Source organism: Methylobacterium sp. 275MFSha3.1, from assembly GCF_900108435.1.
In the GTDB taxonomy this organism is placed as follows: domain Bacteria; phylum Pseudomonadota; class Alphaproteobacteria; order Rhizobiales; family Beijerinckiaceae; genus Methylobacterium.
On the sequence record NZ_FNWP01000025.1, the window covers coordinates 69840 to 91244 of the forward strand.

A 21405-nucleotide genomic window follows, 5' to 3' on the forward strand; every position below is an offset into this window, starting at 1 on the left:
TGATAGCTGGGCATCGGCGCGTATCTTCGCCCAGTAATTCCTGTTTAGAGTCGGTACAATGTCGAGATATGTCAGTGACCGGGCCGCGTCGCGCGCGTTTGATCGCGCGGAGAGGCTGCTCCGAATCGGGTTTGTATCGTCGACATCTATACTCACGCTCGGGGCGGCCGCGCTCGCCCAGCCCGCGCCCGTCCAGCCGGCGCCCGCCACGGAGATCGAGCTGTCCGAACTCAGCGTGAGCGGCGAGGCGCGCGCGCGCAGCCTGAACAGCGATCTGTACGGGCGCGGCGGGGCGACCGGGCCGGTGCCCGGCTACGTCGCCAGCCGCAGCACAGTCGGCACGAAGACCGACACGCCGATCCTGGAGACGGCGCAGTCGGTGTCGGTCATCGGGCGCCAGCAGATCGAGGATCAGAACGCCCTGACCATCAACCAGGCGCTGCGCTTCACGCCGAGCGTCACCACCGAGCAGCGGGGCGGCGCCGGCTCGACGCGCCTGGAGCAGTTCTACATCCGCGGCTTCACCGCGCCGATCTTCCTCGACAACATGGCGCTGCCCGGTAACCGCGACGCCTTCCCCAGCGTCGATCCCTACCGCCTGGAGCGGGTCGACATCATCAAGGGGCCGGCCTCGGTCCTCTACGGGCAGTCCGGTCCGGGCGGCCTCGTCAACCTCGTCTCGAAGGTCCCGCAATTCGTCCGCCACGGCGAGATCTTCGTCCAGGGCGGCGGCTTCAGCGAGGTCCGCGGCGGCTTCGACGTCGGCGGCCCGATCGCGTCCGACATCCCGGGTCTCGCCGACCAGTTCGCCTACCGGGTCATCGGCCTCGGCTGGAACGGCGACGGCCCGGCCGTGACCACCAAGGTCGAGCGCGCCTTCATCAACCCGAGCCTCACGTGGCGGCCCTCCGCCGACACCTCGCTCACGGTCATCGCCAACTACCAGCGCGACCCGTTCTCGGGCTTCTACGGCGGCTTCCCGGCCGTCGGCACGGTGTTCCCGCGCAATTTCGGCAGCGGCGTCTTCGGCCGGCTGCCGGTGAACTTCTACGACGGCGACCGCACCATCGAGCGCTCCGACCGCACGCAGGCCTCCGTCGAGTACCTGTTCGACCACCGGATCACCGAGAACCTGCGCTTCCACTCGGCCGGCCGCTATCTGCGCTCGAACGGCGACTACCGCAGCGTGTTCACGACCTTCGGCGACGTCAACGGCCCGTACACGAGCGGCCCGATCATCGGCCGGTCGGTCGGCGGCACCCAGGTCGACATCGAAGCCTACACGATGGACAACAACTTCATCGCCGATTTCGACACCGGCCCGATCGCCCACACGGCGCTGCTCGGCGTCGACCACCGGACCTTCAGCACGCGGTCCGTCACCGGCCCGTTCCCGGCGACGACGAGCCTGAACGCCCTCGCCCCCGACCACGACCTGCCGATCCGGTTCCCCGCCTTCACGTCGACCTCGCGGATCGACGCGCAGCAGACCGGCGTGTACTTCCAGGATCAGGCGAAGTTCGACCGCTTCATCCTGACGCTCGGCGGCCGCTACGACACCGCCCGGCAGACCGGCCCGACCCGCACCTTCGCGCCGAACGGGCTGACCATCCAGGACGTCCCGGCCGAGGCCTTCACCGGCCGCGCCAGCCTGCTCTACCTGTTCGACAGCGGCGTCGCCCCGTACGTCTCCTACAGCGAGGCGTTCGAGCCGATCGTCAACGGGCGGATCTTCGACGCGGCCTTCGGCTCGGCCGGGCGCATCCCCGTCCCGATCGCCAGCAACCAGTACGAGGCCGGCATCAAGTACCAGCCGCCCGGCACCGACATCCTGCTGACCACCGCGTTCTTCGACATCCGCCGCTCGAACGCCACCACCACCGACCCGGTCAATCCCGGCTTCGTCGTGCAGACCGGCGAGGTCGGCGTGCAGGGTGTCGAGTTCGAGGCGCGGGCCACCCTCGCCGAGGGCCTCAGCCTGATCGGCGGCTTCTCGCTCCTCGACATCCGCAACGTCCGCGACACCGGCTTCACCACGAACGACCTGACCCGCCGGCAGGTGCCGCTCCAGGGGCTGCGGCCGGTGCAGGTGCCGGACACGACGGCCTCGCTGTTCGTCGACTACCGCTTCACCGACGGCCCGCTCATCGGCCTCGGCCTCGGCGGCGGCGTGCGCTACCTCGGCCCGTCCTGGGGCGATCCCGCCAACACGTTCCAGGTGCCCGAGAGCGTGCTGGTCGACGCCGTCGCCTCCTACGACATGAAGCACCTCGACCCGCGGCTCGCCGGCCTCAGCGCGCAGATCAACGTGCAGAACCTGCTCGACGAGCGCTACGTGACCGGCTGCTTCACCTACTCGGGCTGCTATTACGGCCTGCCGCGCACGGTCTACGCGACCCTGCGCTACCGCTGGTGAGGCGGCCGCCGTGGGCAAGACCTTCCGGCAGTCGATGGCGTGGCTCCACGCCTGGTCGGGCCTCGTCGTCGGCTGGGTGCTGTTCGCCGTCTTCGTGACGGGCACGGCGAGCTACTACCGGCCCGAGATCTCGCAGTGGATGCGGCCCGAGCTCCGCACCGACCGGACCTTCGGGCCGGCGGAGCTCGCGGCGGCGGCCGAGCGCGGCGTCGCCCACCTGCAGGCCCATGCGGGCGGCGCGCGGACGTGGTTCCTCGCGCTGCCGCGGCCGGACCGGCCGGTGCTGGAGCTGTTCTGGCGGACGGGCCCGGGCCGGCCGCCCGGCCACGTCCTCCTGGATCCCGACAGCGGCGCGCCGGCGGCGGTGCGGGCGACGCGCGGCGGTGACTTCCTCTACCGCTTCCACTTCGAGCTGAACCTGCCGCCGCTCTGGGGCCGCTGGATCGTCGGCGCCTGCGCGATGATCATGCTGGTGGCGCTGATCTCGGGGATCGTCACCCACCGGCGCATCTTCGCCGACTTCTTCACCTTCCGCCGGGACAAGTCCGCCCAGCGGGGCTGGCTCGACGCGCACAACGTCACGGGCGTGCTCGCCCTGCCGTTCCACCTGATGATCACCTATACCGGGCTCGCCACCCTCATGGTGATGTACGTGCCCTGGGGCCTGAACACGGCCTATCGCGGCGACAGCCAGCGCTACTTCGCCGAGTCCGGCCAGATCACCGCGCCGCGCTCGCCCGCCGGCCAGCCCGGCACGCTCGTGCCGGTCGGGCCGCTGGTGGTCCGCGCCCTGGCGATGCGGCCGGAACCCCTGGAGCGGATCACGGTGGTCAACCCGGCGGACGCGCGCGCCACCGTGGTGGCGGTGTTCGAGGAGCCGCACGGCCTCTCCCACGAGCACCCGCAGATCGCCTTCGACGGCGTGACGGGCGCGGTCCTTGAGGTGCGCGCGGGCGGCCTGCGGCCGGCGACCAAGACGTTCACCGCGATGGTCGGCCTGCACGAGGCGCACTTCGCCGGCCCGACCCTGCGGGTGCTGTTCTTCCTGTGCGGCCTCGCCGGCAGCGCCATGGTGGCGACCGGGCTGCTGCTCTGGGCGGTGGCGCGCCTGCCCAAGGGGGACGCGCCCCGGGGCTTCGGCCTGCGCCTCGTCCAGGGCCTGAACGTCGCGACGATCGCCGGCCTGCCCGCGGCCGTCGCCGCCTATTTCCTTGCCAACCGGCTGCTCCCCGCCGCGCTGCCCGCGCGGGCGGAGTGGGAGGTCGGGGCCTTCTTCGCCGTCTGGCTGCTCGTCGCCGTGGCGGCGCTCCTGCGCCCGGCCGGGCGGGTCTGGCCGGAGACGCTGACGGCGGCGGCCGCGTTGTACGGCGCCGTCGCGGCCGCGGATGTCGGGCGCCTCGTCGCGCTCCGGCTCGGCGGCGACGCGCCGGTCGAGCCGGTCTTCCTCGCCTTCGACGGCGCGATGCTGGCCCTCGCCGCCCTCATCCTGCTCGCGGTCCGCACGATCGCGCGGCGCGGCGGAGCGTCCCGCGGCCCCGCGAAGGCCGCCGGGCTCTCGATCGCGGGGCACGCGCGGCGGGACCAGGCCCGGCCCGGTATGCCGGTACCGGGAGATCGGGAGCCGATATGATAAAATTGAACTGGTATATTGAACCCAGTGCGGCGAATTAATTCAAAATAACTCCCGAAGCCTGACATATATCGGATGCGCGTCGACTGTATCTGTGCAGAATGGTTCGGCCGGCATGCCAGCCGGTCGCGCCTGTGTCGTCGATTTTCACGCCCTTGATCCTTCGGCCCAGGCGTTCCAGCGCGGTCCATCCCAAGCGCACGCTGGACATGTCCCCGAGACCCAGAACTTGAGCCTCGAGGCGCGGCCCTCGGGGCTCTTTTTCTGCCGCGCCGGGCGATGCGGGCCCTGCGGCTGTTCACGGGCCCCGCGTCCCCGTACCAGAAGGCCCCGGGAGCGGCAGGACGGGCATGCAGCGCATCACCATCACCATCGACGACGCCCTGCTGACGGCGGTCGACGACCTCTGCGCACGGCGCGGCTACGGCAGCCGCTCGGAGGCGGTGCGCGACATCGTCCGCGACGCCCTGGCGCCGGCCCGCGCCGCGGAGACCGGCGGATCGGCGGCCTGCTACGGGGCCCTGAGCTACGTCTACAGCCACGGCACCCGCGACCTGGCCCGCCGGCTGACCGGCGAGGGGCATGAGCACGGCGTCTCGATCGCCAGCCTGCACGTGCACCTGACCCACGACGCGTGCCTCGAGGTGGCGGTCCTGCGCGGGCCGGTGGCCCGGATGCAGAGCTACGCCGACGCCGTCGTTACGCAGCGCGGCGTCCGCTACGGTCACCTGCACCTCATCCCGGAGGGTGACGACGCCCACGCATCCGGGCCACGGCGATGACGGCCCGGCGTGAGGCCCCCCCGCCCGCGATCCAGCGCCTCACGCGCAACACGGCCGGCCTAATCTGCCCGTATGATTTTTTCGTATGTTTATCATACGGGCGGCGTGCGAGAGTCCGGGGATCGCCACGCCTCGCCCGGTCTGCCGGTGTCCCGCCCGACTTCCCGTCCTGTCTGCCGTCACCGGCCTGCCGCCCCCGGCCTCCGCGCCGTGACCCGGCTGCTCGCCGCGGGCGGCCTCGTCGTCGCGACCGCCGGGCGCGGCTGGGCGGCGCCGGGTGAGGGCGCCCCGACATCGTCGGCCGTCACCCTGTCCGAGATCTCGGTGGTCCCCGCGGCGCCTCCAGTCATCCCCGCGACGGACGGGCCCGGCGCCAGCGCCGGCTATGTCGGCGGCGTCACCGGGATCGGCGGCGCCCTGCTGAGCGTCGACGCGGCCAGCGCCGGCCTCATCGGCGGGGCGGTCCTCAACGCCCGCCCGGTCACGCGGCCCGGCGAGGTGCTGGAGGCAGTGCCGGGCCTGATCGTCACCCAGCACAGCGGGGAGGGGAAGGCCAACCAGTACTTCCTGCGCGGCTTCAACCTCGACCACGGGACCGACATCGCCATCAGCGTCGACGGCATGCCGGTCAACATGCGCACCCACGCCCACGGCCAGGGCTACGCCGACCTCAACTTCCTCATCCCCGAACTCGTCGGCGCTGTGGAGTACCACAAGGGGCCGTACTTCGTGCGCGACGGCGACTTCGCCTCCGCGGGCTCGGTGCGCATCGACTATCTCGACACCGTGCGGGAGAATCTCGCGCTGACCTCGATCGGCAGCTTCGGCTACAAGCGGGCCCTGTCGATCGCCTCGGCCCCGCTGGGCGAGGGCACCCTGCTGGTGGCCGGCGAGGCGCAGGTCTACGACGGGCCGTGGACCGTCCCGGACGCGCTGCGCAAGCTCAACGGCGTCGCCCGCTACAGCCAGGGCACGGCGCTGGACGGGTTCGCGGTCGCCGGCATGGCCTACGCGTCCCGCTGGACGGCCACCAACCAGATCCCGGAGCGGGCCGTCGGAGCGGGGCTGATCGGCCGCTACGGCACCCTCAACCCCACGGATGGCGGCGACACCGCCCGCTTCTCCCTGTCGGGGCGGTTCAGCGCGACGGACGACACCGGCATCACCCGGGCCTCGGCCTACGTGATCCGCTACCAGATGAACCTGTTCAACGACTTCACCTACTTCCTCAACGATCCCGTCGGCGGCGACCAGTTCCACCAGCTCGACCAGCGCGTCCTCGGCGGCGGCGAGGTTCTGCACATCTTCCAGGGCGACCTGTTCGGCCGGCCGCTGGAGGTCGAGGTCGGCGCCCAGACGCGGACGGACTCGATCCGCGTCGGCCTGTTCAACACCGCCTTCCGCCAGTACCGCTCGACCGTGCTCGACGACCGCGTGCTGGAATCGAGCGGCGCCCTCTACCTCGACACGCGGGTGCGCTGGACCGAGTGGCTGCGCACGAGCGTCGGCGTGCGGGCGGACGGCTACTACGCCGACGTCCGCTCGGACACGCCGGCGAACTCGGGACGGGCCACCGACGGCATCGTCAACCCGAAGCTCGGCCTCGTGCTCGGACCGTGGTCCGACACCGAGATCTACGTGAATTACGGCGGCGGCTTCCACTCGAACGACGCGCGCGGCGTCACCGCCACGGTCGATCCCGCGAGCCCCCTGTTCAACATCACCCGGTCGCCCTTCCTGGTGCCCTCCACGGGCTACGAGCTCGGCCTGCGCAACCGGTCGATCGCCGGGCTGGAGACGAGCCTCGCGCTGTTCCGGCTCGACTTCGCCTCGGAGAACATCTTCCAGGGCGACACCGGCACCACGGAGCCGAGCCGCCCGACCCGCCGGTTCGGCGTCGAGTGGACGAACCGCTACGCGGTGACGCCGTGGCTGTCCCTGGACGGGGATCTGACGATCACCAACGCCCGGTTCTCCAGCTACGACCCGGCGGGCAACCGGGTGCCGGAGGCCCCCACGACCATCGCGTCGGCGGGCGTGACCTTCGGCGAGCCCCTCGGCTGGTTCGGGAGCCTGCGGGTCCGCTATTTCGGGCCGCGCCCGCTCATCGAGGACAACGCGATCCGCTCCCGGGCGACCGCCCTGCTCAACGGCCGCATCGGCTACCTGTTCGACACCGGGGTGAGCGTCTCGCTGGACGTGCTCAACCTGACGAACAGCAAGGCCGACCAGATCACTTACGCCTACGTCTCGCGCCTTCCGGGCGAGCCCGCCGAGGGGCTGATCGATCGCGTCTTCCACCCGGTGGAGCCCACGGCCGTGCGCCTGACGATCGCCGGGCGGTTCTGACCGCCGGCGCCACGACGACACGCGGGTCCCGACCCCCTCGCGGCAGACCCACGCCGTGACGGACTTCGTCCCGGCGTCCCGGTCGCGTCAGCCGCTGCTGCGCGAGACCCGGTAGTCGCGCGGGGTCAGGCCGTAGGTCTCCCGGAACGCGCGACTGAGCTGGGCGCCGCTCCCGAAGCCGTAGGCCTCCCCGATCGCGCCGATCGACCGCGGCTCCAGCGGATTGTCGAGGGCGGCCCGCACGGCCGCGAGGCGCTGCCGCGCGCGGTAACGCGCCACCCCGCCTTCCGGCTCGAACAGGCGGTAGAGCTGGGAGCGCGATATGCCGAGCGCCCGCGCGATCGCGTCGACCCGGGGCGGCGTGTCGAGCTGGCCGCGGATGAGCCGCTTCGCGGTCCTGAGCCGGGCGGCCTCGAGCGGCGCGGCCGCGCGGGCCGCTCCCTCCAGGCTCGGGCGCGCGCAGGCCGCGACCATGTGGAGCGTGGCCTGCGCGATCGGGGCTGCGTCGGTCGCGGTGATCGCGCCGCTATGCGCGGCCAGGCTCCGGATATGGTCGGCGAGCAGGCGGCCCGCGCCGCCGGTCAGGATCAGCCCGTGCATCGCGTCCTCGTCCGGCAGCACGGTGGCGATGGAGGCGCGCGGGACGGCCAGGATCAGCGAGTCCGTCTCCGGCACCCGGCTGCGGCGGTACGGCTGCGACAGGTCGTTGAGGCTGACCGCGCCCGCCGGAACCTCCGCCACGCCCCGTTCGGTCTCGACGCTGTAGGCGTGCCGGCTGAGGTGCAGGACGAACCCGTCCTGACCGTCGCGCCGGATCCGGGAGCGGGACCGGGCCGGCCCCTGCGGTGCGGCGCTCATGACGCGCAGGGCCATCGGGCCGATCAGCGTCGTCTCGATCCGGCCCGAGAAGCCGTGCGGATCGGCATCGAGGTCGTGGGCTGCGAACAGCGCGCGCCACGCGGCGAAGCGGTCGCGCTCCGGCAGGGCATCCGTCGTGAAGAGGGAACGGGGTACGACGTTCACGGCGGGACCGATGAGCGAGGGTTGAGTGATTTTACCTTACGTTGCGCGAGCGACCAGTGCGCACGGGACACAATCTACGATCTGACGCGACCCGCTCCCGCGGGGCGACGGTCTGTACCCTGGGGCCATCGTTCCATCGCGGCAGTGTTGCGATGCGCCGACCTTCGGGCCATAAGGGCTTGCGAGAAACATAACGCATTATATAAATCGTGTCGGGAGGACCGACATGCCGGCAGACATCCTCGACGAACTCGGGCCGCTGTTCCTGGGCAGCCGCCTCAAGCGCCTCGCCGACCGCTTCCAGGCCGACGCCGCCCGGATCCTGCGGGACGAGGGGCTCGGCATCCAGCCGGCCCAGTTCCCGCTCCTCGCCGCCATCGACCGCTACGGGCCGCTGACCATCGGCGACGCCGCCGCCGCCCTCGGCGTCAGCCAGCCGGCGGCCACGCGCACGGCGGCGAGCCTCGTCGCGCTCGGCTTGCTCGAAGAGGCGCGGTCGGACGCGGACCTTCGCCAGAAGGCGCTGTCGCTCAGCGGTGCGGGCAAGGCCCTGATGGCGCGCGCCAAGGACGCGCTCTGGCCGCGCGTCGACAGCGCCGTCGCGAGCCTGTGTGCCGGCCTGTCGGGCGCCTTGCTGGACCAGGTCGCCGCCCTGGAGCGCAGGCTCGACGCCGTCCCGTTCGCGGCCCGCATCCGCCAGGACGGCGCGGCCGGCGACGCCGCGACGGGCCTGACGATCCGGGACTACACGGACGCGCTGGCGGACCGCTTCCGCGACATCAACGCCGAGTGGATCGAGGCGATGTTCGCGCTGGAGGAGAACGACCGCCGGATCCTGTCCGATCCCCGCGGCGAGATCCTGGACCGCGGCGGGCTCATCCTGTTCGTTGAGTCGGCGGATCTCGGGATCGTCGGCACCTGCGCGCTGATGCGGACGGAGGCGGGCTGCTACGAGCTGACCAAGATGGCCGTGTCCGCGCGGGCCCGGGGCCGCAAGGCCGGCGAGCACCTGCTGCGGGCGGTGCTGGCCCGCGCCGCGGCCATGGAGATCGAGACGCTCTACCTGCTGACCAACACCAAGTGCGCGGCCGCCGTGCACCTGTACGAGAAGGTCGGGTTCCGGCACGACCCGGAGATCATGGACCGGTTCGGCCGGCGCTATGCCCGCTGCAACGTGGCCATGCGCTATCCCCTGTGACGCCGCGCGCCCGACGTGCCGAGGGCGACCCGTTCCCGGTCGTGCCGCCTGGCGCGGCGACGAAGCGCGGATCCCGGCCGTGCGCGGGCCCGCGCGGCGCCGCAGCGAGCCGCTCCCATCCGCGGAGGACAGCTGCACGCTCTGCGTCAGATCTCGTTCAGCAGTGACGATGCGCGGACAGACAAAATGATGGGCGCGAAGAGTTCAACTGAAAATTGATTTGGGCGATCTGTTTGTGAGAGCATCAGCAACAGATCCCGTAACGGAATCTTATCGTCGCGCTTCCATCTTGGTGGCCCCGCTCTGGAGCTGCGCTCGGACAATGAAAGCTTGGTTCGCGAAACTTTCGATCCAGCACCGGCTGGTCGGAGCACTCGCGCTGCTCATCGTCTGTCTGCTCCTCGTCGGCGGCGTGGGCCTGCACGCCGTCGGCGATCTCGCCGAGGACCAGATCCGCCTCGGCAGCGGCACCCTGCCCAGCGTGCGCTACGCCGGCGAGCTGCGCGGCAACGTGATCGACGTGCGCGTCAGCGTCGTGAACCACATCCTCTATCCCGAGGCCGCCCACATGCGGGCCGAGGAGGCGGCCCTGGCGAAGAAGACGGAGGCGGTGGCCGCCGCGATGCGCAACTACGCGCCGCTGATCGACGGTCCGAAGGAGCGCGCGCTCTTCGACGTGTTCGACCGGGAATGGAAGAGCTACCTCGCGGCGATCCCGGCCGTGCTGGAATACTCGCGGACGGGCCGCAAGGATCTGGCGCTGCGCGAGAGCTTGGTCGGCGTCCGCCCCCACATCAAGGCGGCCTCCCAGGCGCTCGAGGAGATCGTGGCGCTGAACAACGCCAGCGGCGAGACGGCGATCGCCCAGGGAGCGGCCGCCGCCTCCGGCGCGAAGCGGCTCATGCTGGCGATCGGCGCCATCGCCCTCGTGCTCGCGACCGCGCTCGGCGCGCTGATCGTGCGGAGCATCGCCGCCAGTGTCCGCGCCGTGCTGGAACCGATGCGGCGGCTGGCGGCCGGGGACCTCGCGGTCGCGATCCCGCACCAGGGCGAGCGGAACGAGATCGGCCAGATCGCCGACGCCGTGCAGGTCTTCAAGGAATCGGGGATCGAGGCGCGGCGGCTGGCCGCCCTCCAGGCCGAGGCCGACGCCGCCAAGATGCGCCGCGCCGAGCTGCTCGACCGCATCACCCGCGGTTTCGAGCGGGAGGCCGGGGCGCTCACGGACGAGCTGACCGCCGCCGCCACCGAGATGGAGGCGACCGCCGCCTCGATGACCGAGATCGCCGCGCAGACCAACACCCTCGCGGCGAGCGTCTCGGTCGCCGCCGAGCAGACCTCCGGTAACGTCCAGCAGGTTGCGAGCGCGACCGAGGAGATGGCGGCCTCCGTGCAGGAGATCAGCGGGCAGGTGACCCATTCGGTCGAGATCGCCGCCTCGGCCATCGCGCGCGCGCAGGAGACCGGCACCATCATCCGGGAGCTGTCCGACAGCGCCGACCGGATCGGCGCGGCGGCCGGCCTGATCTCGGGCGTGGCGAGCCAGACCAACCTGCTCGCCCTCAACGCCACCATCGAGGCGGCGCGCGCCGGCGAGGCCGGCCGCGGCTTCGCGGTGGTGGCCGCCGAGGTCAAGACGCTGGCCGAGCAGACGGCCCGGGCGACCCAGGAGATCTCCGCCCGGATCGGCGCGATCCAGTCCGCCACGCGGGGCGCGGTGGAGGCGGTCCAGGGCGTGAGCCGCACGATCGACGACATGTCGGGCATCGCCACCCACATCGCCTCGGCGATCGAGGAGCAGGGCGCGGCCACGCGCGAGATCGCGCGGAACGTCCAGGCGGCCGCGCACGGGACCCGGCAGGTCACGGGCCATATCGGATCGGTGCGCGAGGGGGCCGGCGAGACCGGATCGGCCGCGACGCAGGTTCTCGACGCCGCGCGCACTCTCGCGGTCCGGTCCGACGGGCTCAGCCGGGCCGTCCGCAGCTTCCTGGACGAGGTCCGGGCCGCCTAGAGCTGCGCCCGATCGAGGCGCGACGGGGTGATCGCCGAGCCCGTGCCGTCCGCGGTGCGGGCCCCTCTCCCGCACGGCAGAGGGGGCATGGCGCGGCTGCTCCGCCGGAGCGTCTGTCTCCCGGATCTGTCTTCCGGAACGGTGCACAACGATCGGGACCGCCGCCCGCGTGGGGCCCCGCGGGTCGACGCGCCGGTCGGCCCGGGGATCGGGCAGCCCCGCCCGCGCTCAGTTGCAGCCGTCGCAGATGCTGCGCTCGATCTTGTTGAGCCGGGCGCGCTCGTGCTCCTGCACGGCGCGCGGCGGCACCTCGCTCGGGCCGAGGGACGTGCCGGGGGGTTTGGTCACGCCGAGGCTGTTGGTGTTCGGCGCCGTGATCGTCGTGGCCGGGCCGCCACCCGTGCCGGTCTGGTCGGGCGCCAGGCCCTGGGCCGCGAGGGTGGCCGGGACGGCCAGGCTCAGCAGGGCTAGGCCCGCGGAGCGGAAGAGGGTTCGGGTCATCGTACCTCCCGTCGTCGAGCGCGCGTGAAACAGCTTGGCAGTATCCGTCGTCTCCCGAAACCGCCTTCGTCCAGTCGTGAGCCGGATAGCTCCACTATCCACCGTAATCCGACTGGCCGATAGAGTCCCGACTGCGCTCGGAGCGATCGGTTGGCGGACCGGGGCGGCTGCCGGCCCGGTCGGTCCGATCCGATCGCGCGATCATCGGGCGAAAGCTATCCGGTCAGATCTTAGTCGATCGCTAATAAATATTAGCTAAGTATTTACAAGAGCGGGATCGGGTCCCGTCGGGAGCGGATCCGGGAACAGGGAGCCTCGCATGTGCGTCGCGTGTGACTGGGCGCCCCATTTCCAGGCCTTCGGGGGCGGGCGCGCCGTCAATCGGCGCGCGGTGCTGCGGTCGGGCGCGGCCATCACCGCGACGGCGCTCGCGCTGGACCTCGTCCCGACGGGCGCCCGCGCCGAACCGGGGAGCGGCCGCGCGGCCGCCGCGGGGCCCGCCGACGTCGTGTTCCACAACGGCCCCGTCTACACGGTGGCGGGGCCGGCCCCCTGGGCCGAGGCGGTCGCGGTGCGCGGCAACACCATCGTCCATGTCGGTGACGCGGCCGGCGCGCTGGCGCTGGCCGGCCCGGCCACGCAGGTGGTGGATCTCCAGGGCCGGCTGCTGATGCCCGGCTTCGTCGAGGGGCATACCCACCCGTTCCTCGGCGCCTTCCTGACATCCGGTGTCGACCTGCAGCGCGACAACCTCGCCCAGGTCCTCGCGGCCATCGAGGCCTACGCGAAGGCGCATCCGACCGGGCCGATCCGCGGCTTCGGGTGGCGCGTCGACATGTTTCCCCCGGAGGGTCCCAACCGGGCCGAACTCGACGCCATCCTGCCGGACCGGCCGGCCTTCTTCTTCGCCATCGACGGGCACAGCCTGTGGGCCAATTCCAAGGCGCTGGCGATGGCCGGCGTCGACCGGGACACGCCCGACCCGATCCCGCGCTTCAGCTACTACGCGCGCGACCAGAAGGGCGACCCCACCGGCTACGTGCTCGAGGTCAACGCGGTCCTCGGGCTGGTCAACGCCGTGGAACCCATCAGCGTCGCCGCCATGGGCAGCCTGCTGGAGGGCTGGCTGCCCAAGGCCGCGGCCGCCGGCATCACCACGGTCTTCGACGCGGGCGTCCCGCCCGTCGGCAGCGATCAGGCCGCCATCATCGCGCTCTACGTGGAGGCCGAGAAGCGCGGCACGCTGCCGTTCCGCGTCTCCGCCTCCTACTCGGTGAAGTCGCTGCCGATCGACGACACGGTCGAGCGATTCAACGCCGTGCGTCGGCAGGTCTCCGGCGAGCTCGTGCACGTCGACATCGTGAAGATCGTCGGCGACGGCTCGCAGGGCGGCTACACGGCGTGGCTGATCGAGCCCTACGCCGACCTGCCCGACTCGACCGGAGGGTCGCCCTTCACCGAGGCGCAGTGGCACGACCTCGTCGGCGCGGTCGACGCGGCGGGCTTCGACGTCCACGTCCACGCCTGCGGCGAGCGGACCGCCCGCGTCGCCCTCGACGCGATCGAGAAGGCCGTGGCGAACAACCCGGCCCGCGACCGGCGGCACGCCATCGCCCACTTGGTCTATGTCGAGGACAGCGACGCGCCCCGCTTCGCCCGGCTCGGCGTGACCGCGCAGTTCTCGGCCAACTGGTCGTCGGCCGACCCCGACACGCTGCAGAACATGATGGCGCGCTACGGCGCGCACCGCGCCAGCCGGATGTACCGGACCAAGACGATCCTGAAGCAGGGCGGGCGGGTCTCCTTCGGCACGGACTGGCCGGCGGCCGGCTACGTCTCGACCTACGAGCCCCTCACGTCGATCCAGGTCGGCGTGACGCGGCAGCTTGTCGGCCGGCCGGACGCGCCCGTGCTGAGCCCCGCCGACGAGCGCCTGACGGTCGCGGAGGCGATCCACGCCAACACGATGGGCGCCGCCTACCAGCTCCGCATGGACGACAGGATCGGGTCGGTGGAGGTGGGCAAGCGCGCCGACCTGGTCGTCCTCGACCGCAACATCCTGACGATCGATCCGCACGAGATCCACCGGACCAAGGTCGCCCTGACCATGATGGACGGCGTCGTGCGGCACCGGGCCTGAGGATCCGGCCGGACGATCAGGCCGGCCGATCAGGGGCCCGGCGCGGCGCCGGCGGCCGTCCCCCCCGGATCCGCGAGCCGGTCCGCCACCATCCGGCAGAACGCCTCGGCCGCAGGCGGCATCGTCCGCCCGGCCTTCTTGATCAGGCAGACCGGACGCTCGAACAGCGGGTCGTCGATCGGCCGCGAACGGAGCAGGGGCTCGGCCCGGATCTCCCGCGCCGCGCCCGGGAGGATCGTCAGGCCGAGGCCGGCCCGGACCATGCTGACGGCGGTCATCATGTAGGTGGCCTCGCAGGCCATGCGGGGCAGGCGGCCCGAGCCGACGAAGGCGCGGTCGACCACCGCCCGCACGCTCGTGGCCGGGTCCATCAGGATCAGGGGGTGCTCGGCGAGCGCCGCGATCGTGACCCGGGGCAGCGCGCCGATCGGGTGATCGGCGGGATAGATCACGTGCAGGGCGTCGCGCGTCCGGTGCAGGACGCCGATCTCCGGATCGCGGACGTCGCCGCCGACGATGCCGAGATCCGCCTCCTCCTCGCGCACGAGGTCGAGCACCCGCTGCGCGATGACGTCCTTGATCCGGAACGTCACGGCGGGGTGCTCGGCGCGGAAGCGGACGATCGCGTCGGACAGCACGCTCGCCGCGAAGGACGGCAGCGTCGCGACGCGCACGACCCCGTGGCGCCGTGCCGCGAGGTCGCGGGTGTCGACCACCACGGCGTCGAGGTCGCGCAGCACCCGCTCGAACACGGGCAGCAGCTCGCGGCCGAGCCGCGTCGGCGCGACGGTGCGGCTGGTCCGGTCGAGGAGCCGCGCGTCGAGCATCTCCTCCAGGCGCTGGATCTGAACCGTCAGGGCGGGCTGCGACAGGTTCAGCAGGGCGGCCGCGCGGGTGAAGCTGCCGACCTGGACGACGGACACGAAGGCCCGCACTTGCCGCAGGTTGAGATCCATAATCTCAGGCTATCGCTGCGATCCGATCTTTTCAATTGTGTCATGAAGCCGTCCGCCGTTTCCTGACCCGATACAGGCGCGGGTCCGAACCACGCCGGCGCCAACGGGAGGAACGGATGCTGGCCCTGCTCGGCCTGTGCACGATCGCGCTGCTGCTCGCCGCCATCCTGACCAAGCGGATGTCGCCCCTCGTGGCGCTGATCGTCATCCCGGTCGCGGCCGCCCTGATCGGCGGGTTCGGATTCGACACCGGCAAGTTCGTCCTCGCCGGCCTGCAGAGCCTCGCGGGCGTCGTCGGCATGTTCGTGTTCGCGATCCTGTTCTTCGGCATCGTCAGCGATGCCGGGATGCTCGACCCGATCATCGACCGGATCCTCGCCCGGGTCGGCACCCGCCCCACCCGGATCGTGCCCGGCACCACCCTGCTGGCGCTGCTGATCCACCTCGACGGGTCGGGCGCGGTGACGTTCCTGATCACCATCCCGGCGATGCTGCCGCTCTACGACCGCGTCGGCATCGACCGGCGCGTCCTGGCCTGCGCCGCCTCGATGGCGGCGGGGGTGAATTTCCTGCCCTGGACCGGGCCGATGATCCGCGCCTCCGCGGCCCTCAAGCTGCCGATCCCCGAGATCTTCTCGCCCCTCGTGCCAGTACAGGCGGTCGGGCTCGTCTTCATCTTCGCCGCCTCGTACTGGCTCGGCCTGCGGGAGGAGCGCCGTCTGGCCCTCGTCCCCGGGACGACGGGGTCCGCGGGGTCCGCGCCCGGCCCGGCCACGACCGCCCGGACCCTCAGCGACGCGGAGCGGGCCCTGCGCCGGCCCGACCGCTTCTGGATCAACATCGTCCTCACGGCCGCGGTCCTCGGGACGATGGTGTTCCTGGCCGAGAAGGTGCCGCCGGCGCTGATGTTCATGCTCGGCACGGCGCTCGCGCTGGTCATCAACTACCCGCAGGTCGACGCCCAGCGGCAGCGCGTCGACGCGCACGCCAGGGCCGCGATCCTGATGGCCTCGATCCTCCTCGCCGCCGGCGTGTTCACCGGGATCATGCAGGGCACCGGCATGCTCAGGGCCATGGCCCAGACGGCCGTCACCTTCGTGCCTCCCGAGATGGGGCGTCACATCCCGTTCGGGCTCGGCCTCGTGTCGATGCCCCTGTCGATGCTGTTCGACCCGGACTCGTTCTACTTCGGCGTCCTGCCGGTGGTGGCGGAGGTGGCCCACCAGCTCGGCGTCCCGCCGGTGCAGGTCGCCCAGGGGGCGCTGCTCGGCCAGATGACGACGGGCTTCCCCGTCAGCCCGCTGACGCCCGCGACCTTCCTGGTCTGCGGCCTGACCGGGATCGACCTCGCCGACCACCAGAGATTCACCTTCCCGTTCCTGCTGGCGGCCTCGGTGGTGATGACCCTCGCCTGCGTCGTCTTCGGCGTCTTCCCCATCTGAACCCCTCTGACAGCGGAGAGCGCGCCATGAGAACCGTCCGCCTCGGCGCCGGCGCCGGCTATGCCGGGGACCGCATCGAGCCCGCCGTCGAACTCGCCGAGCGCGGCGACCTCGACTACCTCGTGTTCGAGTGCCTCGCCGAGCGCACCATCGCGCTGGCGCAGCAGGCGAAGCTGCGCGACCCCGAGGGCGGCTACGATCCGCTGCTGGAGGCGCGCCTGCGGGCCGTGCTCGGGCCGTGCCGGGCCCGCGGCATCCGCATCGTCACCAACATGGGCGCGGCCAACCCGGTCGCCGCCGCCCGGAAGGCCGGGGCGCTCGCGCGGGGGATGGGCCTCGCCGGCCTGCGGATCGCCGCGGTGACCGGCGACGACCTGCTCGACGCGGTGCGGGCGGGCGACTTCGTCCTGGAGGAGAGCGGCGAGCCGGTCGCCGGCCTCGGCAACCGCGTCGTCTCGGCGAACGCCTATCTCGGCGCGGCGCCGATCGTGGCCGCCCTCGCGGACGGCGCCGACGTGGTCATCACCGGCCGCGTCGGCGACCCGGCCCTGTTCCTGGCCCCCCTGGTGCACGCCTTCGGCTGGGCGATGGACGACTGGGAGCGCCTGGGCCGCGGCACCCTCGCGGGCCACCTCCTCGAATGCGCCGGCCAGATCACCGGCGGCTACTTCGCCGATCCGGGCTGCAAGGACGTACCGGACCTCGCGCGCCTCGGCTTCCCCATCGGGATCGTGGCCGAGGACGGCACGGTCGAGATCACGAAGGTCGCGGGCTCGGGCGGCCGGATCAGCCTCGCCACCTGCAAGGAGCAGCTGCTCTACGAGGTGCACGACCCGGCGCGCTACATCCAGCCGGACGTGGTCGGCGACTTCTCCGAGGTCGAGATGGAGCAGGTCGGCCCCGACCGCGTCCGGGTGCGCGGCGCGACGGGCGCGCCGGCGACGGGCCTCCTGAAGGTCTCGGTCGGGTACGTGGATTCCTATATCGGCGAGGGGCAGATCTCCTACGCCGGGCCCGGCGCCCTGGCCCGCGGCCGGCTCGCCCTGTCGGTGGTGCGCGAGCGCCTCGCCCTCACCGGCGTGGCGACGACCGAGCTGCGCTGCGACCTGATCGGCGTCGACGCGCTCCACGGCGCGGCGCTGTCGGGCGAGCGGGAGCCCCACGAGGTCCGCCTGCGGGTCGCCGGGCGGACCGAGACCCACGCCGAGGCCGTGCGGATCGGCAACGAGGTCGAGACGCTCTACACCAACGGCCCGGCCGGCGGCGGCGGCGCCTGGAAATCGGCCCGCGAGGTGGTGGCGGTGCAGTCGGTCCTCGTCCCGGCCGCCCTCGCCCGGCCGCGCGTGCACGTCGTCGAAGCCTGAGAGCCGGGAGACCCGAGGATGAAGCTGCGCGCGCTCGCCCATGCCCGCACGGGCGACAAGGGCAACACGTCGAACATCGCGCTGATCGCCTACGACGCGGCCGATTACGAGCACCTCGCGGCGCACGTCACGGCCGAGCGGGTGCGGGCGCATTTCCGCGGGATCGTGACCGGCGACGTGACCCGCTACGCGCTGCCGAAGCTCGGGGCGCTGAACTTCGTGCTCACGGGCGCGCTCGGCGGCGGCGTCACCCGCTCCCTGGCCCTCGACGCGCACGGCAAGGGCCTCGGCGCCGCGCTCCTCGATCTGGACATCCCGGACCTCGGCGCCGGCCGAGCCGCACGCGGAAGCCCGAGACGGTGAGGGTCGAGGCCGCCGCGGCATGATCGCGATGCGGGTTCGAACCAGAGGCCGCCCATGACCGTTGACGGTCGTTCAGCGTGACCGTTCGAAGAGCCCAGATGGACCGCCCCCGCCGCGTCGGACTGCCCTGGTACACCCCGGAGCAGTACCCAGCCCTGCGCACCAGCCTCGCGGACGGCGCCAAGCTGCCCCCCGACTACGAGACCTGGCGCGTCGCCACGGAGCAGATGGAACGGGAGGTGCAGCGCAGCGGCGTCGAGGTCGTGCGCGTGCCGGTCGAGCCGGAGATCTTCGCGGAGTGGTGCGAGCGCGCCGGGCTCCCGCGCGACGCCGCGGCGCGCGCCCGGTACGCGGCCGCCGCACTGGCGGCGGACTGGGCCGTCTGAGAGCGGGCGCCCAGCCGGGCCCCGAGCCGGGCGACGTTCGGCGGGCCCCCGCGCCCGCGTCACGGATCACGTCGATCCCGCCATCCCTGCCGGGTTGTCCTACGAGGACTAGCACATCGCAGTAGAGCGGTTGCGTGCAACTCTTTTCCGCCGATCTCACGCGACTCGTCCCGACGGAGCGGCCCGGGGAAATCTCGCAAATTAGAATTATTACATGTTGATTTTGTCTCTGATCTGCAACTGAACTGCCGTTATAGGCTCACAGGCGAGCTTGACCTATTGCGTTCCTGTGCGGCGGCCGCGCAGATGGAGGTCTCGCAGCCGAATCCGACCGCGGCGGCTGCAGCGCCCAAGAGTTGCCTGCATGTGCGTCGATTTCGCTCCCGCTCCGTCCGATCGACCACAGAAGCGCCTCCCGTATTGGGGGCCGCTCCTGCTGTCGGCGGCCGTCGGTATCTCGCTGCCCGCCGACGAATTGGCCGCGCAGCCGGTGAGCGGCGGGCAGACTGCTGTCACCCTCGACGAGATCCAGGTTGTCGGACAGGGAGGATTGTCGCCCAACACGGCGACCGGGCCGGTCAACGGTTACGTCGCCAAGGCGAGCGCGTCCGGCACGAAGACGGACACGCCGATCATCGAGACGCCGCAGACGATCAACGTCGTGGGCGCCCGCCAGATTCGCGACGAGGGGGCCTCGACGCTGGCCGAGGCCCTGGCCTACACGCCCGGCCTGAGCAGCCAGGCCGTGGGCGGCTTCGCCAAGGTCTCGGACGGTTTCACGATCCGCGGCTTCACCGTCGAGGCGGGCAATTCGGGGCTGCTGCGCGACGGCCTGAAGCTGCAATCGGGCGTCTATGACGGGACGCAGGAGCCGTACGGGCTGGAGCGCCTGGAGGTCCTCAAGGGCGCGGCGTCGATCCTGTACGGCCAGCTCTCGCCCGGCGGCATCGTCAACGCCGTCAGCAAGCATCCGCTCCAGACGCCGTTCAACGAGATGAACGTCAGCTTCGGCCAGTACAATCGCAAGGAAGTGTCGGGCGATTTCACCGGACCGCTCACCGACGACGGCGCGTGGTCCTACCGGCTGACCGGGCTGATCCGGAACAGCGACAGCTATCTCGCGTACACGCCCGACGACAAGCGCTACATCGCGCCCGCGATCACGTGGCGGCCGTCGACGGCGACCTCCGTCACGCTGCTCGGCTACTATCAGGAGATCCACACGCGCTTCCAGCCGCCGCTCTCGGCGGTCGGCACGCTGCTGCCCAACGGCCGGTTCCCCCGCTTCGCCATCGACCGGTTCTACGGCGAGCCCGCCTTCGACCGGTACGATTCCCGGTCGGGCGCGATCGGCTACCAGATCGACCACGCCTTCTCGGACTCGGTCCGGCTGCGCCACGCCCTGCGCTACTACCAGTCGGGGGTCGACTGGGACTACCTGACCCCGACATCCCTGCTGGCGAACCGGCAGGTCGCGACGCGCGGCATCAGCATGCGCAACGAGAACGCGACGGGCGTGGCGTCGGACACCTCGCTCGAGACGAAGTTCGTCATCGGCCCGACCGCGCACACGCTGCTGACTGGCATCGACTACTACCGCAGCTTCCTGAACTCGGAGCGCTACACCAACGGCACCGTCGGCAATCTGAACGTCTACGCCCCGGTCTACGGCCTGACCTACCCGCGGATCAATTACGCGATCAACACCGGCTCGAAGAGCCTGCTCGACCAAGTCGGTATCTACGTCCAGGATCAGGTCAGGTTCGACCGCTTCGTCTTCCTGGCCGGCGGCCGCCAGGACTTCGCGCGCACGCAGGTCCTCACCTACCGCACCGGCGCGCAGCTCGATCAGAACGACAGCGCCTTCAGCGGGCGGCTCGGCCTGCTCTATCTCGGCGATTACGGGCTGGCGCCCTACGTCTCCTACAGCCAGTCCTTCCAGACCTTCGCGGTCACCGACCGGAACGGAAATCCCTTCCAGCCGTCGCTCGGCGAGCAGTACGAGGGCGGCCTGCGCTGGGAGGTCCCGGGCGCCGACACCCTGCTCAGCGCCGCGTTCTACCGGATCAACCAGACGAACGCGCTGGTGGCGGACCCGGTCAACCCGGTCTTCAGCACGCAGGCCGGGCAGGTCCGCTCGCAGGGCTTCGAGGCCGAGGCGCGGACGAATTTCGGCCCGCTGGAGGCGGTCGCCTCCTACTCGTACACCGATGCCCGGCAGACGCGGACCACGGTCGCGGCGAACTTCAACCAGCGCCTCGACCTCGTGCCCTACAACCAAGCCGGCGTGTTCGGCACCTACGACATGGGCCTATTCGGGATCCCGGGCCTGCGGCTCGGCGGCGGCGTGCGCTACGTCGGCAGCTCGAACATCTCGGGCGCGACCTTCGACTCGCGCGCGGCGACCCTGTTCGACCTCGTGGCGCTCTACGATTTCGGCGTCGCCGACCCGAGCCTCAAGGGATGGCGCGCCCAGATCAACGCCCGCAACGTCCTCGACCATTCCTACGTCACCTGCGTCACGGTGAATGGCTGCCGGTACAGCGAGCCGCGCAACGTGTTCGGGACCCTCACATACCGGTGGTGAGCCTCTCGCCGGCGGTCGCCCCCACGCGGGGCGGCGGGTCCGGACGCGGCGGGACCGCGCCCTGGCATCCGCGTCGGACGGCCGCCGTGACCCCGCCAGCGTCGGCCCCGGCCGGATCGGCGCGCGGTCCCTGATCCGACGCACCCCTGCGCCCGCCGCGGACCGAGAGCGCCGCGCGCTCCGGGTCCCCGCCGTCGCGGCCCCTCGTCCCGCGCGCGGGAGAAGAGGTCCGCGCCGTCCTGTCGGGATTGACG

The 21405-nt window shown here is 71.7% G+C and carries 15 protein-coding genes; 12 read left to right on the forward strand and 3 right to left on the reverse strand.

Annotated features, from left to right (window positions below; genetic code table 11):
* The first annotated feature begins 58 nt into the window (after window positions 1-58).
* The 4 genes from BLW78_RS24935 to BLW78_RS24950 all read left to right on the forward strand — a co-directional run bounded on the left by BLW78_RS24935 (window position 59) and on the right by BLW78_RS24950 (window position 7177).
* The gene (locus BLW78_RS24935) at window positions 59-2416 is read left to right on the forward strand and encodes a TonB-dependent siderophore receptor (protein WP_091682731.1); all 2358 of its coding nucleotides are present in this window, start codon (window positions 59-61) and stop codon (window positions 2414-2416) included.
* Window positions 2417-2426: 10 nt separating this feature from the next.
* Window positions 2427-4046, forward strand: a complete 1620-nt coding sequence (locus BLW78_RS24940; RefSeq protein ID WP_091682732.1) for a PepSY-associated TM helix domain-containing protein — start codon at window positions 2427-2429, stop codon at window positions 4044-4046.
* Window positions 4047-4396: 350 nt separating this feature from the next.
* On the forward strand, window positions 4397-4828 hold the full coding sequence (nikR, locus tag BLW78_RS24945) for a nickel-responsive transcriptional regulator NikR (RefSeq protein WP_091682734.1): 432 nt from the start codon (window positions 4397-4399) through the stop codon (window positions 4826-4828).
* Between the two features lie 210 nt (window positions 4829-5038).
* Window positions 5039-7177 (forward strand): TonB-dependent receptor, encoded by a 2139-nt coding sequence (locus tag BLW78_RS24950; RefSeq protein WP_170855232.1) that lies wholly within the window; start codon window positions 5039-5041, stop codon window positions 7175-7177.
* Window positions 7178-7264: 87 nt separating this feature from the next.
* Here the strand turns inward: BLW78_RS24950 and BLW78_RS24955 are convergent, their stop codons facing one another.
* A complete protein-coding gene (locus BLW78_RS24955) occupies window positions 7265-8200 on the reverse strand; it encodes a helix-turn-helix domain-containing protein (RefSeq protein WP_091682735.1) in 936 nt (311 codons plus the stop codon).
* 226 nt (window positions 8201-8426) lie between these two features.
* Between BLW78_RS24955 and BLW78_RS24960 the strand changes: the two genes are divergently transcribed.
* On the forward strand, window positions 8427-9398 hold the full coding sequence (locus BLW78_RS24960; RefSeq protein WP_091682737.1) for a bifunctional helix-turn-helix transcriptional regulator/GNAT family N-acetyltransferase: 972 nt from the start codon (window positions 8427-8429) through the stop codon (window positions 9396-9398).
* A gap of 322 nt (window positions 9399-9720) precedes the next feature.
* On the forward strand, window positions 9721-11412 hold the full coding sequence (locus tag BLW78_RS24965) for a methyl-accepting chemotaxis protein (protein WP_091682738.1): 1692 nt from the start codon (window positions 9721-9723) through the stop codon (window positions 11410-11412).
* 228 nt (window positions 11413-11640) lie between these two features.
* On the opposite strand, the gene BLW78_RS24970 is transcribed toward BLW78_RS24965, so the two are convergent.
* Window positions 11641-11913, reverse strand: coding sequence for a hypothetical protein (locus BLW78_RS24970; protein ID WP_091682740.1), 273 nt, complete (start codon window positions 11911-11913; stop codon window positions 11641-11643).
* A 319-nt stretch (window positions 11914-12232) separates the two neighbouring features.
* On the opposite strand from BLW78_RS24970, the gene BLW78_RS24975 reads away from it, so the two are divergent.
* Window positions 12233-14053 carry an amidohydrolase gene (locus BLW78_RS24975; RefSeq protein ID WP_170855233.1) on the forward strand — a complete coding sequence of 607 codons (1821 nt, stop codon included), beginning with the start codon at window positions 12233-12235 and terminating at the stop codon, window positions 14051-14053.
* A 29-nt stretch (window positions 14054-14082) separates the two neighbouring features.
* Here BLW78_RS24975 and BLW78_RS24980 read toward each other — a convergent pair whose 3' ends face one another.
* Complete coding sequence (locus BLW78_RS24980) at window positions 14083-15009, reverse strand: LysR family transcriptional regulator (RefSeq protein WP_091682741.1); 927 nt, start codon at window positions 15007-15009, stop codon at window positions 14083-14085.
* Between the two features lie 116 nt (window positions 15010-15125).
* Here BLW78_RS24980 and BLW78_RS24985 point away from each other — a divergent pair, with 116 nt between their 5' ends.
* The 5 genes from BLW78_RS24985 to BLW78_RS25005 all read left to right on the forward strand — a co-directional run bounded on the left by BLW78_RS24985 (window position 15126) and on the right by BLW78_RS25005 (window position 21151).
* A complete protein-coding gene (locus BLW78_RS24985) occupies window positions 15126-16451 on the forward strand; it encodes a CitMHS family transporter (RefSeq protein ID WP_091682743.1) in 1326 nt (441 codons plus the stop codon).
* A 26-nt stretch (window positions 16452-16477) separates the two neighbouring features.
* Window positions 16478-17815 carry an acyclic terpene utilization AtuA family protein gene (locus BLW78_RS24990; protein ID WP_091682745.1) on the forward strand — a complete coding sequence of 446 codons (1338 nt, stop codon included), beginning with the start codon at window positions 16478-16480 and terminating at the stop codon, window positions 17813-17815.
* Window positions 17816-17833: 18 nt separating this feature from the next.
* Entirely contained in the window at window positions 17834-18178 is a 345-nt protein-coding gene (locus tag BLW78_RS24995) for an AtuA-related protein (RefSeq protein WP_091682746.1), read from the forward strand.
* Between the two features lie 98 nt (window positions 18179-18276).
* Entirely contained in the window at window positions 18277-18564 is a 288-nt protein-coding gene (locus BLW78_RS25000; protein ID WP_091682748.1) for a hypothetical protein, read from the forward strand.
* Window positions 18565-18928: 364 nt separating this feature from the next.
* Window positions 18929-21151 carry a TonB-dependent siderophore receptor gene (locus tag BLW78_RS25005; protein ID WP_244527046.1) on the forward strand — a complete coding sequence of 741 codons (2223 nt, stop codon included), beginning with the start codon at window positions 18929-18931 and terminating at the stop codon, window positions 21149-21151.
* Window positions 21152-21405: the final 254 nt, after the last annotated feature.